Annotated in this window: 16 protein-coding genes; 13 read left to right on the top strand and 3 right to left on the bottom strand. The window is 70.4% G+C overall.

The window, feature by feature from the left end:
* The first annotated feature begins 26 nt into the window (after positions 1–26).
* The 8 genes from ACZ5XZ_RS02150 to ACZ5XZ_RS02185 all read left to right on the top strand — a co-directional run bounded on the left by ACZ5XZ_RS02150 (position 27) and on the right by ACZ5XZ_RS02185 (position 5,296).
* Positions 27–203 (top strand): hypothetical protein, encoded by a 177-nt coding sequence (locus ACZ5XZ_RS02150; RefSeq protein ID WP_468973658.1) that lies wholly within the window; start codon positions 27–29, stop codon positions 201–203.
* On the top strand, positions 200–688 hold the full coding sequence (locus ACZ5XZ_RS02155) for a monovalent cation/H+ antiporter complex subunit F (protein WP_468973660.1): 489 nt from the start codon (positions 200–202) through the stop codon (positions 686–688). Before ACZ5XZ_RS02150 ends, ACZ5XZ_RS02155 begins: the two co-directional genes overlap by 4 nt.
* Positions 681–950 (top strand): hydrogenase subunit MbhD domain-containing protein, encoded by a 270-nt coding sequence (locus ACZ5XZ_RS02160; protein WP_384426397.1) that lies wholly within the window; start codon positions 681–683, stop codon positions 948–950. Before ACZ5XZ_RS02155 ends, ACZ5XZ_RS02160 begins: the two co-directional genes overlap by 8 nt.
* Positions 947–1,705 (top strand): MnhB domain-containing protein, encoded by a 759-nt coding sequence (locus ACZ5XZ_RS02165; RefSeq protein WP_468973662.1) that lies wholly within the window; start codon positions 947–949, stop codon positions 1,703–1,705. The genes ACZ5XZ_RS02160 and ACZ5XZ_RS02165 overlap by 4 nt, the downstream gene beginning before the upstream one ends.
* A complete protein-coding gene (locus tag ACZ5XZ_RS02170) occupies positions 1,702–2,049 on the top strand; it encodes a sodium:proton antiporter (protein WP_468973664.1) in 348 nt (115 codons plus the stop codon). The genes ACZ5XZ_RS02165 and ACZ5XZ_RS02170 overlap by 4 nt, the downstream gene beginning before the upstream one ends.
* Positions 2,046–3,851, top strand: coding sequence for a complex I subunit 5 family protein (locus tag ACZ5XZ_RS02175; RefSeq protein ID WP_468973666.1), 1,806 nt, complete (start codon positions 2,046–2,048; stop codon positions 3,849–3,851). Before ACZ5XZ_RS02170 ends, ACZ5XZ_RS02175 begins: the two co-directional genes overlap by 4 nt.
* Before the next feature lie 119 nt (positions 3,852–3,970).
* Positions 3,971–5,023, top strand: coding sequence for a cation diffusion facilitator family transporter (locus tag ACZ5XZ_RS02180; RefSeq protein WP_468973668.1), 1,053 nt, complete (start codon positions 3,971–3,973; stop codon positions 5,021–5,023).
* A 117-nt stretch (positions 5,024–5,140) separates the two neighbouring features.
* Positions 5,141–5,296 carry a DUF6131 family protein gene (locus ACZ5XZ_RS02185; RefSeq protein ID WP_468973670.1) on the top strand — a complete coding sequence of 52 codons (156 nt, stop codon included), beginning with the start codon at positions 5,141–5,143 and terminating at the stop codon, positions 5,294–5,296.
* A gap of 172 nt (positions 5,297–5,468) precedes the next feature.
* On the opposite strand, the gene ACZ5XZ_RS02190 is transcribed toward ACZ5XZ_RS02185, so the two are convergent.
* On the bottom strand, positions 5,469–6,533 hold the full coding sequence (locus ACZ5XZ_RS02190; RefSeq protein WP_468973672.1) for a LacI family DNA-binding transcriptional regulator: 1,065 nt from the start codon (positions 6,531–6,533) through the stop codon (positions 5,469–5,471).
* A 435-nt stretch (positions 6,534–6,968) separates the two neighbouring features.
* Here ACZ5XZ_RS02190 and ACZ5XZ_RS02195 point away from each other — a divergent pair, with 435 nt between their 5' ends.
* From ACZ5XZ_RS02195 to ACZ5XZ_RS02210, 4 genes are all read left to right on the top strand, one after another.
* Positions 6,969–8,273: an ABC transporter substrate-binding protein gene (locus ACZ5XZ_RS02195; protein ID WP_468973674.1), complete on the top strand. Its 1,305-nt coding sequence runs from the start codon at positions 6,969–6,971 to the stop codon at positions 8,271–8,273.
* A 17-nt stretch (positions 8,274–8,290) separates the two neighbouring features.
* Complete coding sequence (locus tag ACZ5XZ_RS02200) at positions 8,291–9,307, top strand: carbohydrate ABC transporter permease (protein ID WP_468973676.1); 1,017 nt, start codon at positions 8,291–8,293, stop codon at positions 9,305–9,307.
* Positions 9,304–10,137 carry a carbohydrate ABC transporter permease gene (locus ACZ5XZ_RS02205; protein ID WP_468973678.1) on the top strand — a complete coding sequence of 278 codons (834 nt, stop codon included), beginning with the start codon at positions 9,304–9,306 and terminating at the stop codon, positions 10,135–10,137. Before ACZ5XZ_RS02200 ends, ACZ5XZ_RS02205 begins: the two co-directional genes overlap by 4 nt.
* A gap of 87 nt (positions 10,138–10,224) precedes the next feature.
* Positions 10,225–11,865 (top strand): glycoside hydrolase family 13 protein, encoded by a 1,641-nt coding sequence (locus ACZ5XZ_RS02210; RefSeq protein ID WP_468973680.1) that lies wholly within the window; start codon positions 10,225–10,227, stop codon positions 11,863–11,865.
* A 139-nt stretch (positions 11,866–12,004) separates the two neighbouring features.
* Here ACZ5XZ_RS02210 and ACZ5XZ_RS02215 read toward each other — a convergent pair whose 3' ends face one another.
* Positions 12,005–12,304, bottom strand: coding sequence for a cupredoxin domain-containing protein (locus ACZ5XZ_RS02215; RefSeq protein ID WP_468973682.1), 300 nt, complete (start codon positions 12,302–12,304; stop codon positions 12,005–12,007).
* A gap of 527 nt (positions 12,305–12,831) precedes the next feature.
* On the opposite strand from ACZ5XZ_RS02215, the gene ACZ5XZ_RS02220 reads away from it, so the two are divergent.
* Complete coding sequence (locus ACZ5XZ_RS02220) at positions 12,832–13,857, top strand: LPXTG cell wall anchor domain-containing protein (RefSeq protein ID WP_468973684.1); 1,026 nt, start codon at positions 12,832–12,834, stop codon at positions 13,855–13,857.
* A gap of 17 nt (positions 13,858–13,874) precedes the next feature.
* On the opposite strand, the gene ACZ5XZ_RS02225 is transcribed toward ACZ5XZ_RS02220, so the two are convergent.
* Entirely contained in the window at positions 13,875–15,119 is a 1,245-nt protein-coding gene (locus ACZ5XZ_RS02225) for a hypothetical protein (protein ID WP_468973686.1), read from the bottom strand.
* Between the last annotated feature and the right edge of the window lie 35 nt (positions 15,120–15,154).

Raw genomic sequence — 15,154 nt, forward strand, 5'->3', positions numbered from 1 at the left:
TCCGGTCGGCAGGAGGTGCGTACGCGGTGACCCGGCAGCTGGCGGCGAGCGCTGAACTCATCGGCTGGTGGGCGGCGTTGACACTGCTGTGGATCGTGCTCATCGGCCCGGTCGACACACTGGAGTGGATCGTGGGCGCCGCGGCCGGGCTGATCGCCGCCGGTGCGGCACGCGGGGCGCGGCGCGCGGCCGGCGGCCGGTGAACGGCTGGACCGCCGCGGGGACGGCGCTGCTGCTGTGCGGCGTCACCCCGGCCGCGTACGGCGCGGCCTCGGGGCCTCTCGGGCGGCGGGTGCCCGCGCAGAACCTGGCCACCACCCTCCTCGCACTGGTCTTCCTGCTACTGGCCAAGGGCTTCGGCCGCACCGCCTATGTCGACACCGCGCTGGTGCTCTGCGTGCTGGGGCCGGCCGGCACCCTGCTCTATGTGCGGCTGCTCGCCGACCGGTTGGCCGCCGGTCCGCCGCGGCCGCGCTCGCTGCTCGCGACGACCGGGCTGAACTACTGCGCGGTGGCGGCGGTGGTGGTGCCGTTGGGCATCGCCGCCGGCCCCGGCCGAGCGCTGCTGAAACTGCTGGTGATCGGCGCGCTGTTGGTGCTGGGCAGCAGGGTGGCCAGGCGCGCGCTGACCGCCGTCGCCGCGGACGACGGGCCGCCCGCGCCCGCTGAGGGGGCGCCCGATGGCTGACGACCTGCCCGTGCTGCTCGGGCTGCTGCTGGTGGCCGCGGCCGGGACCGGGACCGTGCTGGTCCGCGACCCGGTACGCCAGTCCTTCCTGCTCTCCCTGCTCGGGCTGGCGCTGGCCACCCTCTTCCTGTTGTTGCAGGCCCCCGATGTCGCGCTCTCCCAGCTGGCGGTCGGCTCGGTGCTGACGCCGCTGATGGTGCTGCTGACCGTACGGAAGGTACGGCGCAGGGCGCGCAGCGAGCGCCGGGAGGAGCGGGCATGAGCATGCGGTTGCGGCTGTGCGTCATGGCCCTCGGCGGGCTGGGCACGGCCGTGCTCTTCGCCGTCGCCTGCTGGGGTCTGCCCCCCTTCGGCGGGCGCTGGCATCCGTACGGCGACCGGGCGGTGCGGGCGGCGCTCGCCCGGCACACCGCCAACACCGTCTCCTCGGTCAACTTCGACCAGCGGGCCCTCGACACCCTCGGCGAGGAGTCCATCCTCTTCGGCGCGGTCCTGGGCACCGTGGTCCTGCTCCGTCAGACCCGCGACGAACACCGCCTGCCGCCCGAGCCGGCCGGGGTCGCCCCACCGGTGCGCCGCTACGCCCTGCTCGCGCTGCCGGTCACCCTCCTCATCGGCCTGTACGTCGTCGCGCACGGCCAGCTCAGCCCGGGCGGCGGCTTCCAGGGCGGCGTGGTGGTGGCGACCGCGCTGCATCTGCTCTACCTCGCGGTGGACTACCGGGCGCTGGAGCGGATCAGGCCGGTGGGCCGGTACGAGGTGGCGGACGCGGCGGGCGAGGCCGCCTATGTCCTCGTGGGCGCGGCCGGGCTGCTGGTGGGGGCGGCCTTCCTCGCCAACTTCCTTCCGCTCGGCACCTTCAACACGCTCGCCTCCGGCGGCACCGTCCCGCTCCTCAACGCCGCCATCGGCGTGGAGGTCGCGGCCGGGGTCGTCGTGCTGCTGGCCCGCTTCCTGGACCAGGCAGTGGAGATCGAGAACGGACGGGGCGACGACCGGGCGGAGGCCGGGACATGAGCGTGCTGCCGTACCTGATCGCGGGGTGGCTGTTCCTGATCGGCTGCTACGGGCTGGTGACCAGCCGCAATCTCCTGCACGCGGTGGGTTGTCTCGCGGTATGCCAGTCCTCGACGTATGTGCTGCTGCTCACCGTCGGCTACCGGCGCGGCGGCACCGCCCCGGTCTTCTCCGACCTCGCCCCGGGCTCCCGCCCGGTCGTCGACCCCGTCGTCCAGGCCCTCACCCTCACCGACATCGTCATCGGGGCGACCGTCACCGCGCTGCTGCTCGCCCTGGTCATCCAGGTCGCCAAGCGGCACCGGACGGTCGACCCCGACGAGCTCTCGGAGCTGCGGGGGTGACCGTCGCGCAGGTCCTGCCGCTGATCGTCGCCACCCCGCTGTTCGGCGCGGCGCTGCTGGTCGGGGCCGGTCGGCGGCTGCCGCGGTACCTCGCCGAGACCCTGGGGTGCCTCTTCGCGGCGGCCACCGCGGCGCTGGCCCTGTACGCCTCGGCCGCCACCCCCTCGTCCACCGCGCGGCCCGTGGAGTGGGTGGGCGGCTGGCGGCCGCACGGCGGGGCGAGCGTGGGCATCGTGCTGGTCGGCGACCGCATCGGGCTCGGGCTCGCCACACTGGTCTCGCTGCTGGTACTGGCCGCCCTGGCCTACGCCTGGCGGTACTTCGACGAACCGCCGCGCCGCCATGCCGGTTCCTTCCCCGGGCTGGTGCTGCTCTTCCAGGCGGGCATGTGCGGTTTCGTGCTCACCGGGGACCTCTTCAACGCCTTCGTCTTCTTCGAGCTGATGGGCGTCGTCGCCTACGCGCTGACCGGTTACCGCGTCGAGGAGGCCCGCGCCGTCCAGGGTGCCCTGGTGTTCGGGGTGGTCAACTCCCTCGGCGGATACGCCACGTTGCTGGGCATCGGACTGCTCTACGCCCACACCGGCGAACTCGGCCTGGCGCAGATCGGTGGTGCGCTGGACGCCCACCCCGGTAGCGGCCCGGACGCGCCGACGGCCGCCGCGTTCGTGCTCGTCGTCACCGGGCTGCTGGTCAAGGCCGCCGCGGTGCCGTTCCACTTCTGGCTGGCCGATGCCCATGCGGTCGCGCCCACACCGGTGTGCATGCTGCTGTCGGGGGTGATGGTCGAGCTGGGTCTCTACGGTACGGCCCGGGTCTACTGGACGGTGTTCGCCGGTCCCGGAGGCCTTCCGGCGCCCGACGCGCACCGGGCACTGCTGACCCTCGGGGTGCTGACGGCCGCGATGGGCGCGGTGCTGTGCTGGCAGCAGCGTCATCTCAAGCGCCTGCTCGCCTACTCCACGGTGGCGCACACGGGGCTGTTCCTCATCGGCCTGGCGTTGCTGTCCCCGGAGGGAGTCGGCGGTGTCGCCCTTTACGTCCTCGCCCATGCCGGTGTGAAGGCCGCGCTCTTCGCCTGCGCGGGGATCCTGCTGGACCGGTTCGGCAGCGTCGACGAGCACCAGCTGCACGGAGCGGGCCGCGAACTGCCCTGGGTGGCGGTGATGTTCGCGATGGGCGGCCTGGCACTGGCCGGGCTGCCGCCGTTCGGCACCGGCCTCGGCAAAGCGGTCGTGGAGGAAGCGGCCAGCAGCTGGGCGACCGCGCTGTTCGTCCTGGTATCGGCGGTGACCGGCGGCGCCGTGCTACGGGCCGGAGCCCGGGTGTTCCTCGGCCTGGGCACCCGTCCGCCCGATGCCCCGGAGGAGACGACCGGGAAGGCGGAGGAACCGGAGACCCGGGGCGGCCGGCTGTCGCGGATCCCGGACAGCATGCTCGTGGTACCCGCGTTGCTGCTCGCCGGCGGGCTCGCGGTCGGCCTGGTCCCCGGCCTGTGGACCGGCGCGGGCCAGGCCGCCGACGCCTTCACCGACCACGGCGGCTACCTCGCGGCCGTGCTGCACGACCGGCCGGAGGAGCCCGCACCCACTCCCGCACCGCACTGGACGACGCCCGGTGTGCTGGGGGACCTGCTGGCCACCGCCCTGGCCGTGACGCTCGCATGGCTGGCCGTACGGCGGCCGACAGGTGAACCGGCTCGCTGGTCCACCGCGCTGCGGCGGCTGCACTCCGGGCATGTGGGCGACTATGTGGCCTGGTTCCTCGCGGGCGTCACCCTGCTGGGGTTGCTCATCGTCTGACGGACCCGTCTCCGCGTCGCGCTGGAACAGCGGCGCAACACGGCCGCGGGGTGTGCGCGGCTCCGCCCACGGGTGAATACGCTCATGTGGGCTATCCGATCGACCACCGGAGGCGACGCTTGACGGACGACGGGCAGGAACTCCACAAGGGTGAGAAGGACGCCAAGACCGCGGTCACGGTCTTCGTGGCCCTCGGCGCCAATCTGGTCATCGCCGTGGCCAAGCTGATCGGCGGGCTCTTCGCGGCTTCCCCCGCACTGCTTTCCGAGGCGGCGCACTCTCTCGCCGACAGCCTCAACGAACTGTTTCTGCTCGCCTCGCTCAAGCGCAGCACGCGGGCTCCGGACAGTCGGCATCCTTTCGGCTACGGGAAGGAGCGGTACTTCTGGTCGCTGCTCGCCGCCGTCGGAATCTTCGTCATGGGCGGCTGCTTCTCCTTCTTCCAGGGCGTCGAGGCGCTGCGCTCGGGCCGTGCGGAGAGCCACGCGGGCTATGTGGCCGGGCTCATCGTCCTCGCCGTTGCCCTGATCGCCGAGGGGGGCTCCCTTGTCCGCGCCCTGGTTCAGGTGCGCGGCCAGGCTCGGGCGGCCGGGCGCGGCACGCTGGGCATGATCCGGGCGGGCGACGATCCCGCGCTGCGCACGGTGCTGGCCGAGGACTCCACCGCCTGTATCGGTGTGCTGGTGGCCATGGCCGGCATGGGGCTGCACATGCTCACCGGGGAGGTGGGATGGGAGGCCGGCGCATCGATGATCATCGGGGTGCTGCTGATGTTCGTGGCCTACCAGCTTGCCGCGGAGTCGCGCGGGGCGATCACCGGCGAGGCCGCCGACCCGGCGCTGCGTCAGGCGATGCGGCACTTCCTCGACCAGCAGCCGGAGATCGACACGGTGACGGGGCTGCAGACCATGCGGCTGGGCCCCCGCTCGATGCTGGTCGCGGCCCGGATCGATCTGGTCGGCGGACTGGACAGCGAAGAGGTCGAGGAGGTGCTGGTGCGGGTGAAGCGGGAGATGGGGGAGAGGTGGCCGACGGCCCACCAGATCTTCCTCGATGTCACCGAGGCTTCCCCGAAAGACCGGGAACGGGCCCGGCACGAGCGTCGGCAGCTCGACGAGACCGTGACCTCCGAGCAGGAGCGGCACGACGCGGAGCGGGCGCAGGACGGCTGAACCGCCCGCTCACCACTGGCCGGACATCTCCGCACCGGGCGTCGATTCGCCAGCGGTTGCCCTTACCAAAGGGCGGGACCAATCTGAGAGAAGACGCATACGAGATCGGAGAGCACTGTGATTGTTCTCGGAGTCATCTTGTTGATCATCGGCTTCCTGACCGGCATCGCCATCCTGTGGACGATCGGGATCGTGCTGCTCGTCATTGGCGCGGTGCTGTGGATTCTCGGCTCGGTAGGGCACGCGGTCGGCGGTCGACGACATTACTGGTAGCGGTTTCACCGCGGACACTCCGCTATTGACCGAGCGGTCAACTGCATCTGGCGTTGACCGCATGGTCAAGAGCGTGGAAGTGGACGAACTCAAGGCGCCGGCCGGCCGTCTTGGCCGTGGTGGCGCCCTCTTCGGCGGACCCTTGACGGGGCGAGCACGGCCTTGCCGGTCGTCAGGCCCCGGCCTCCCCCGCGCCGCCGGCCGTCTCCCTGCCGTCCGGCAGTGGGATCGTGCTGCCCCGGGGGATCAGCCGGGTGGGCAGGACGATGTGCTGCGCCGGGTCGGTGTCCGGGTCGTTGACGAGGGAGCAGGCCAGTTCGCCGGCGGCGCGGCCGATGTCCTCGGGGGACTGGGCGATCGTGGTGAGGTTGGACCATTCAGCGATCGGATGGTCGTCAAAGCCGAGGACGGAGAGCCGTTCCGGCACGTCGATACGTGACTTGCGCAGCGTCCAGATGATGGAGGCGGCGAGTTCGTCCTGCTCGGCGAAGATCGCCGTGGGCGCGTCCCGCAGGCTGAGCAGCTCACCGACGGCTTCCGCGATGCTGCGCTTGTCGGCGACGGGAGCCGCGACCACGAGATCGTCGTCCAACGGGACACCCGCCTCGGTGAGCGCCTGCTGGTAGCCGACGAGCCGTTCGTTGGAGCTGAAGGCGAATCCGCTGGCGCCGATCGTCTGGAAGAAGGCGATACGGCGGTGCCCGAGATTGAGCAGATGCCGGGTGCCGCGGCGCGCGCCGGCCACATCGTCGACATACACGCTCGGGCACCCGTCGGCGTGCTGGCTGACGTAGATCACCGGCATCTGGAGGTCGTCCAGCCGCGCGGTCTCCTCCTCGGTGAGGTCGAAGGAGAAGACCAGCAGCGCATCGGCGTTCCGGCGGGCCGGCAGCCGCTCGAAGAAGTCGGCGCGCTCGGTCATGTCCGGGGTGACGTAGACGAGCAGGTCCATGCCCGCCGCGCGCAGTTGCGGCCCGAGTGTGGAGACCGCCGAGCCGATGAACCAGGAATTGAGCGTGGGCGTGAGCACCGCCACCACCCCGGTCTTGCCGGTGACGAGACTGGCGGCCTGCCGGGAGACCGCGAAGTTCAGCTCGCGGGCGGCCCGTTCGACGCGCGCGCGGACCTCGGGCGAGACCGTCGACAGACCGCGCAGCGTGCGCGAAACGGTGGAGGCGGAGACCCCGGCCCGCTCGGCGACGTCGGCCATCGTGGGGTGCCGTTGAGCTGGAGGCATGAGCGGACGGTAGCACAGCGAGCACAAGTGCACGCCGACGAATGACAGCGCTGTCATTGCGGGGCACGGCAGAATTCAACCGAGTCGCCCCTAGTGAAAGCTGCAGAGTGCACGCGAATGACCTGCGGATTACCGCGACGTAACGCATTGACTTCCCCTGTGTGGACTCCTAGCTTGAAAGCGCTGTCACGCAGTGGTCGAAGCAACTCGTTCGGAGCGAACCTCTGACGCTTTGACCTGCGGTTTAACCATGTTCAACGAGGGCGGTAGCGCAGTCACAGCGCATCTGTCGTGTTTTCATGGCCCTCTCTCGCCTTCCCCTCACATTTCCCTCGATGTCGCCCCGCCGGCCTTGTGCTGCCGTGGTGACCGGCTCGTCGCTTCCCACCGCTCGACAGGATCGACGTTCCGTACCGCTCGACCAGGAGAGACAGAGTGAAGACCAGGACCACCAGAGCGCTGAGCGCGGGTGCGGCTCTCGCCGGGCTGGCGTCCGTCGCGGCCTGCGGCGGCAGCGGCGCCGTCACCGCGGCGGGCGGCAGGCCCTCCTTCGAAGGGCGCGGCCCCATCACCTACGTCGCCGGCAAGGACGCCAGCGGCGTCATCCAGTCCGTGCTCGACCGCTGGAACAAGCTGCACCCGAAGGAGAAGGCCACCTTCGTCCAGCTGCCGACGGACCCCGACGCCCAGCGTCAGCAGATGATCCAGAACGCGCAGACGAAGTCCGATGCCTACACGGTGCTGTCCCTCGACGCCGTGTGGACCTCGGAGTTCGCCGCGCACCGTTGGATCGACCGGCTGCCGGAGGACCGTTTCGCGCTGCGGCAGATGCTCAAGCCGATCGTGGAGACCGGCGAGTACCGCGGTGGTCTTTACGCCGTCCCGATGAGCTCGGACGGCGGGATGCTCTACTACCGCACCGACCTGCTCAAGAAGGCCGGGATCGCCCAGCCGCCGGTCACCTGGGCACAGCTGAAGGCGGACTGCGCCAAGATCAAGAAGCTGCCCGGGGCGAAGGACACCTCGTGTTACGCCGGACAGTTCCAGAAGTACGAGGGCCTGACGGTCAACTTCGCCGAGGCGGTGAACTCCGCCGGCGGCGTCGTCACCGACTCCAAGGGCCGACCGCACGTGGACAGCCCGCAGGCGAAGAAGGGCCTGGACTTCCTGGTCGACTCCTTCCGGGACGGCACGATCCCCAAGGACGCCCTCACCTACCAGGAAGAGGACGGCCGCCGCGCCTTCCAGAACGGCAAGCTCGTCTTCCTGCGCAACTGGCCGTACATGTACTCCCTGACGTCCAAGAAGGACAGCTCCAGCAAGGTCGCCGGCACGTTCGGCGCCGCGCCGCTGCCCGGCCTCGACGGCCCCGGCACCTCCAGCCTCGGCGGCCACAACCTGGCCCTGTCGGCCTCGGCGGAGAACAAGGCCACCGCGATCGACTTCATGAAGTTCTTCGCCGGCCAGGAGATCCAGCGCTTCACGCTGTCCCGGGCCCCGGGAGCGCCGACCTACCACGCGCTCTACGACGACCCGAAGCTGATCGAGCAGTACCCGTACCTCCCCACCCTCAAGAAGTCGGTCCTGCGCGCCGTGCCGCGGCCCCGGGTGTTCCAGTACGGCGATGTCACCGCGGCGGTCCAACGGGAGGGCTATGCCGCCCTGACCGGCGACAAGAGCAGCGCACAGGCACTGAAGGACCTCCAGAAGACCCTGCGGCAGCAGCCCGCGACGGACTGAGGAACGAGGAGTACGCCATGGCGACCACCCACACCACGGCAGCGCCCCGGGCCCCGCTGTCCGTACCGGCCAGACCCCCGGGACGACAGCGCAAGGCGACCTCCGGGTCCGGACGGCTCGCGGCCCTGCTGATCTCCCCGACACTGCTCGTGCTGACGATCGTGGTCCTGTACCCGACGATCGTGGCCCTCAAGGACTCGCTGTTCGGCACCCCCGGACTCGACCCGAAGACCGGATTCGTCCGGGACACCGATCCGTTCGTGGGAGCCGAGAACTACACCGCGATCTTCGGCGAGGCGGGCGCCCGGTTCTGGAACGCGTTCTGGAACACCACCTTCCTCACCGTCACCACGGTCGCGCTGGAGGCCGTGATCGGAGTGGCGATGGCGCTGGTCATGCACCGCGCGTTCCAGGGCCGGGCCCTGGTGCGGGCCGGCATCCTGGTGCCGTGGGCGGTACCCACCGCCGTCAGCGGTCTGCTGTGGCGATGGATCTTCAACAGCGACGGCATCGCCAACGCCGTCACCGGCCAGCACGTGCTGTGGACGACCGAGGGCTTCCACGCCAAGGTCGCGGTCATCATCGCCGACGTATGGAAGACCGCGCCGTTCATCGGGCTGCTGGTACTGGCCGGCCTCCAGGTGATCGACAAGGCGGTCTACGAGGCGGCCAAGCTCGACGGGGCGAGTGCGCTCCGCCAGTTCTGGCACATCACCCTGCCCCTGGTGAAGCCCGCCCTGCTGGTGGCCGTGCTCTTCCGGACGCTCGACGCGCTGCGCATGTTCGATCTGCCGTACATCCTCATCGGCGCGCAGAAGAGCTCCGTGGAGACGCTGTCGATGCTCGCCCAGGACCAGGCGGCGAACGTACGGTTCGGACCCGCCGCGGCCTATGCGGTGATCCTCTTCGTCTATGTCTTCCTGATCGCGCTGGCCTTCGTCCGGCTGCTCGGCGCCAGTGTCGTCGCGGACGACGACGCGGCCCCCAAGCGCGGCCGGCGGCGCCTGCGTCTGCGTACGGGGGTGGCGGCATGACGAACTCGCTGAACTGGCGCAAGTGGCCGCTGTACGCGGGAGTCGCCCTGGTCGTCGCCTACTGCCTCGCACCGTTCTACTGGATGCTGGTCTCCAGCCTCCGGCGCACGTCGGACATCTTCGACAACTCGCTGATCCCCACCCGCTTCTCGTTCGAGAACTACCTCGCGGTCCTCGACCCCTCCCAGTCCTTCACCCGCGCCCTGCTCAACAGCATCGTCGTGGCCGGCATCACCACCGTCCTCGCGCTGCTCCTCGCCACCTTCACCGCCTATGCGATGGCGCGGCTGGAGTTCCGGCTCAAGCGTCTGGTGCTCACCCTGATCATCGCCACCTCGATGTTCCCGGTGGTGTCGATCACGGTCCCGCTGCTGAAGATGTTCGTCGACTTCGGCTGGATCAACACCTACCAGGCGATGATCGTGCCCAGCATGTCCTTCACCCTGCCGCTCGCGGTGTGGAACCTCACCGCGTTCTTCCGGCAGATGCCCGACGAGCTGGAGCACGCGGCCATGGTCGACGGCTGCACCCGCGGCCAGGCCTTCCGCAAGGTCATCGTCCCGCTGGCCGCGCCCGGCATCTTCACCACCGCGATCATCACCTTCATCGCGTCCTGGAACGAGTTCCTGATCGCCCTGTCGATGACGAACAAGGCGGAGATGCAGACCGCACCCGTGGCGATCTCCAAGTTCTCCGGGGCCACCCAGTTCGAGACGCCGTTCGGCAGTCAGATGGCGGCCGGCGTCCTCGTCACCGTCCCGCTCGTGATCATGGTGCTGATCTTCCAGCGCCGGATCGTCGCCGGCCTCACCGCAGGCGCGGCGAAGTAGGGCCTGTCCGATGGGTCAGGGGCGGACAGGCCCTAGGGCCTGTCCGTACCGCCTTCCGCACACCTTCCCCAAGGAGTACGCCCGACCATGCCCAGCACCGCACCCTGGTGGCGCAGCGCCGTCATCTACCAGGTCTACATCCGCAGCTTCGCCGACGGGAACGGCGACGGGATCGGTGACATCGCCGGCATCCGCTCACGCCTTCCCTACCTCAAGTCCCTTGGCATCGACGCCATTTGGATCAACCCGTGGTACAAGTCGCCGATGGCCGACCACGGATACGACGTGGCGGACTTCCGGGAGATCGACCCGCTGTTCGGCAGCGTCGCGGAGGCCGAGGCGCTCATCGAGGAGGCGCATCGCTGCGGCATCCGCGTCATCCCCGACATCGTGCCCAATCACACCTCCGACCAGCACACATGGTTCCAGGCCGCGCTGGCCGCCGGGCCCGGCAGCCCGGAGCGCGAGCGCTATGTCTTCCGGGACGGGCGCGGCCCCGACGGCGCCGAGCCGCCCAACGACTGGAAGTCCTGCTTCGGCGGCCCGGCCTGGACGCGGCTGCCCGACGGGCAGTGGTACCTGCATCTGTTCGCCCCCGAGCAGCCGGACCTCAACTGGAAGAACCCGGAAGTACGCGCCGAGTTCGAGGACATCCTGCGGTTCTGGTTCAGCCGCGGCGTCGACGGTTTCCGTATCGATGTGGCGCACGGCCTGATCAAGCACCCCGAACTGCCCGACCTGCCGGCCCTTGCGGACCCGGGCTCCCCGGAGGACCAGGCTCCGGTCGACCACCCGCACTGGGACCGCGACGAGGTGCACGAGATCTACCGCTCGTGGCGCCGGGTGGCCGACGAGTTCCCCGGCGACCGCAAGTTCGTCGCCGAGGCATGGGCGCCCAACCCCGAGCGGCTCGCCCGCTACGTACGACGGGACGGCCTGCACACCGCCTTCAACTTCGACTTCCTGATGACCAGTTGGGACCCCAAGGCGCTGCGCGAGGTCGTCGACAGCTCGCTCGCCAGCCTCGGCGCCGTCGGTGCCCCCGCCACCTGGGTGCTCTCCAACCACGACGTCGTACGCCACCCCAGCCGCTTCGGACGCAAGGTGGTCAGGAAGTGGACCGCCAATGTGCCCTACCGGCCTGAAGGCCCCCTCGACCTCGGCCTCGGCATCCGGCGCGCTCGCGCCGCCGCCCTGCTCATGCTCGCCCTGCCTGGTGGCGCATACGTCTACCAGGGCGAGGAACTGGGCCTGCCCGAGGTCGAGGACCTGCCCCAGGACGTGCTTCAGGACCCCATCTGGGAGCGTTCCGGAAACACCGACCCCGGCCGCGACGGCTGCCGTGTCCCGATCCCGTGGTCCGGGCAGGAGGCACCGTTCGGCTTCAGCCCCGACGACGCCACCGGCGCGCCCTGGCTGCCCCAGCCGGCGGACTGGCACACCCTCAGCGTCGAGGTGCAGACCGGCGACGAGACGTCCATGCTGGAGCTCTACCGCCGCGCCCTCCACCTGCGCCGGGACCACGCCGCACTCGGCGACTCCGGCCTGACCTGGCTGGACACCCCACCCGGAGTCCTCGCCTTCACCCGCGAACCGGGCTTCGCCTGCGTCGTCAACCTCTCCTCCGAGCCGTATCCCCTTCCGGAGCACGACGCGGTGGTGCTGGCGAGCGGGCACATCGAGGACGGCCGGCTGGGGACGGACGAGGCGGTCTGGTTGGCGCTGTGACGGTGTGACGGCGGCCATGTCGCGCAGCTGTGCCCCGGGCGCGGCCGGCCGCCACGCCGTGCGGGGGCGGCGGCCGTGTCGGCGTCAGACGTCGTCCGCGCGCCTGCACTCCCTGCCCGCCGCGTCTCCTCTCACTTCGTCACTTCACTATGACCGTGCCCTGCATGAACGGGTGGAGGTCGCAGTAGTAGCTGAACGTGCCGGCGGAGTCGAACGTGAAGCTGTACGAACCGTCGGTGTCGAGTGTCGGCGAATTCAGCGGGCCCGAGCCACTGCTGGTCACCGTGTGCGGAGCCGAATCGTTGTTGGTCCAGGTCACCGTGGTGCCCTTGCTGACGGTCAAGGTCGACGGTGAGAACGCGAAGCCGCCGATCGTCACATCGGTCTCCGCCGCCGGTGCGCTCGGAGCCGTGGGGGCCGCGAGGGAAGCGGGTGCCATCGCGACCACGGCAGACGCTCTGAAGTACCCGTGCTCACCAATCTGGCGGCCGTCTGCGTCGGGTGCGCCACCACTCCATGCGCCGACCGATGCGGCGCCTGCGGCTGCGGCAACGGCAACCAGGACGGTCGTGACGCGACGACGGTGCATCCGCTTCGGGGAATCCGTACCTGACCTGCGAATCATGATGTCGACCCAATCCAACTCTGGTGCGGGTCTATACGCGCCCCGCGGGATGCGGGCCGCGCATCCAGACATAAGCGACAATACTCCGCACATCCACGGGCCGTACAGCGGTTGTTGGTGCGTCAACTTGTTGAACGGCCAGGCAGCGAGGCGTCCTTCGCCACGCTGTGCGGTGCCGGCCCGCCCCCCGACACAGGGGCGACTGTGAGGACGATCACTCGGGGGGTGTTCGTCCGGTGTGCAACCTTCGGGGGAATGCGCAGGTCACGTACGTGTATGCGTACGGCCGTACCGTGCAGAACCCCTCGCGGCGGCCGCTTTGACTTCCGAGGAAGGTCTCAATGAAGCTTCACCGCGCTCTGGCGACCGCAGTCGTCACGGCCGTCATCGGCCCCGTGACGTTGCTCGCGGCCCCTGCCGCATGGGCGGCGGGGGAGGCGCCGGCGGCCGACGGCGCCCCCGCCGCGTCCGCCACCGCCACGCCGGGGGGCGAGTCGGCCGAGCCGAGCGCTCCGGAGGCGGGCACGTCGGGTGCTTCCGCATCGGACGAGTCGACCGCCGCCGAGTCGGCCGCGCCGAGCCAGACGCCGTCCCCCGCCTGGACCCGCCCGACCTTCTGCTCCCCGATCTTCGACGTGGATCGCGGCAAGACGGGGCTGCGCGGCCTCCCGGGCAAGATCGTCGCCGGGTCGGGCTGGCACGAGTTCGCCTACCGAGTGACCAACGTATCCAAGATCACGGTGATGGAGACCGACATCTCCCTCTCCCTCGGCACCGCCGACCCGAAGCTCGATGACGTCGCTGAACTGGCGGTCACGGTCCAGTGGTACAACCCGGCGACCGGCAAGTGGAAGCCCATCGAGGGCGAAGGCGCCAAGTTCCAGGACAACGACGACTTCACCACCGTCAAGCGCCTCGAGCCGGGGGAGCACGCGGACGCCAGGATGCGGATCAAGATCGGCAAGAAGGCCAAGGCAGGAACCGGCTACTTCTTCACGATCGGCCACTCGTACGGCGAGGACGGCAAGTGCGGCTTCGACAAGATCAGCCAGTTCGACTTCAAGGTGCTGCCCGCGGGCAGCAAGCCCGGCAAGGTCGCGGACGCCAAGGGGAAGCCCGGCAAGCCGGGTAAGTCGGGTAAGCAGGGAATGACGGACGGGCCGGGGGCGGCGGGCGGCACGAGTACCGCGGGGAACAAGCCCGCGGCGCACGGCACCCACGACGCGGCCCCGGCCACCGGCAAGCTCGCCACGACCGGTTCCTCCTCCGCGCTGCCGACCGTCGCCGCCCTCGGTGGCGCCGCGGTCGTCGCGGGTGCCGGGGCGGTCTTCGTCGTGCGTCGGCGCAAGGCCGGTTCCGGCGCGTAGTCGGGCGCCAAGCGGGATCAGCGGGAATCGCCGGTCCGGGTCCGACGGGCCCGGACCAGCAGCACAACGCCGGTGCCCACCGCCAGCGCCGCGGCGGCGCCGCCGATGACCGCCACGGTGGGGAAGCTCCCGCGATCGCGTGGTCGCCCCGGCGTGTTGCCGTCGTGCCCCGGCTTGTCGCGGTGCTGCCCCGGCACCGCCGTGACGACGATCCGGCTGGCACGTTTGACCCGCCCGTGGTGGCTGACGACCGTCACGGGATAGCTGCCGCCGTCCAGACCGGACCGGATCCTGGCCAGACCGTAGAAGCGCGGGTCGTCGCCGTCGCCGGACTTGCTGTCGTCCCGCTCCAGCCGCACCGGCTCCTCGAACGCCGGGGAGGTCGCGGTCAGTCGCTTCTCCTCCCCGGCGTCGGGCGAAGCGTCCCGCCACAACACATGCATCCGGCCGCCGGCCTTGACGCGGAAGCCGCGGGTGGATGCGTCGGGGTCGCCGTGCTTCCCGAAGAACTCCGGGCCGCGCACCTTGCCCTTGTAGTCGGAGTCGCCGGGCCGGGCGGCCCGCACCGCGAGCCGGCGCTCGGCGATCCGCCGCCCGTCCGGGCCGGTCAGCACCACCTTGTACGTGCCGTCCGCGGTGTTCGGCAGCACGCTCGGCACCGCCTCGAACATCCGGGGATTGTTCCAGTACCCGCCGTGGTCGTCGTGCCGGAGCGGGACCGGCCCCTTGAACGCCTTCGAGTGCACCGTGAAGGAGCTGCCGGTCTTCCCCGGATACAGGTCGTCGAAGAACAGCCCCACCGACTCGCCGGGGCGCGCACCCTGCAGGGAACCACTCACCTCGAACGACGGCCGTGGCGAAGCCACCACATGGACCTTTCCCCGGTTCACGACGTGCCCGGCGATCTCGACCGTGAGCGGGTACCTGCCGCGCTTGGCCGTCATCGCGATCTGGCCCCGTGCCTGGTAGCCGAGACCCCACGAGGGCTCCGCCATCCGGTCCCGTTGGTAGGCGAGCCGGACGGTGTGCGTGAAGGCCGGGGACTTCACGACGACTTGCTCGTGCCGCGTGGCGACGCCGACCACCTGGAGGTCGACGAGCTCACCCGGCCGCTCGCCGTGGGACTGGAACAGCAGCTGCGTCTTCTTCCTGGCGCGACTGCCGTCGTCGGCCGCTGCGCTGCCGGACGCGCCGACAGCGCACACCACCATTCCGCCGCACACCGCGACGGCGGTGCCGATCGCGATACGTGACCAACCCACGGTGCTTCCCCCTTGACGGTCTTTCCAGGAAAGAG

The organism is Streptomyces sp. NPDC033270, assembly GCF_055576575.1.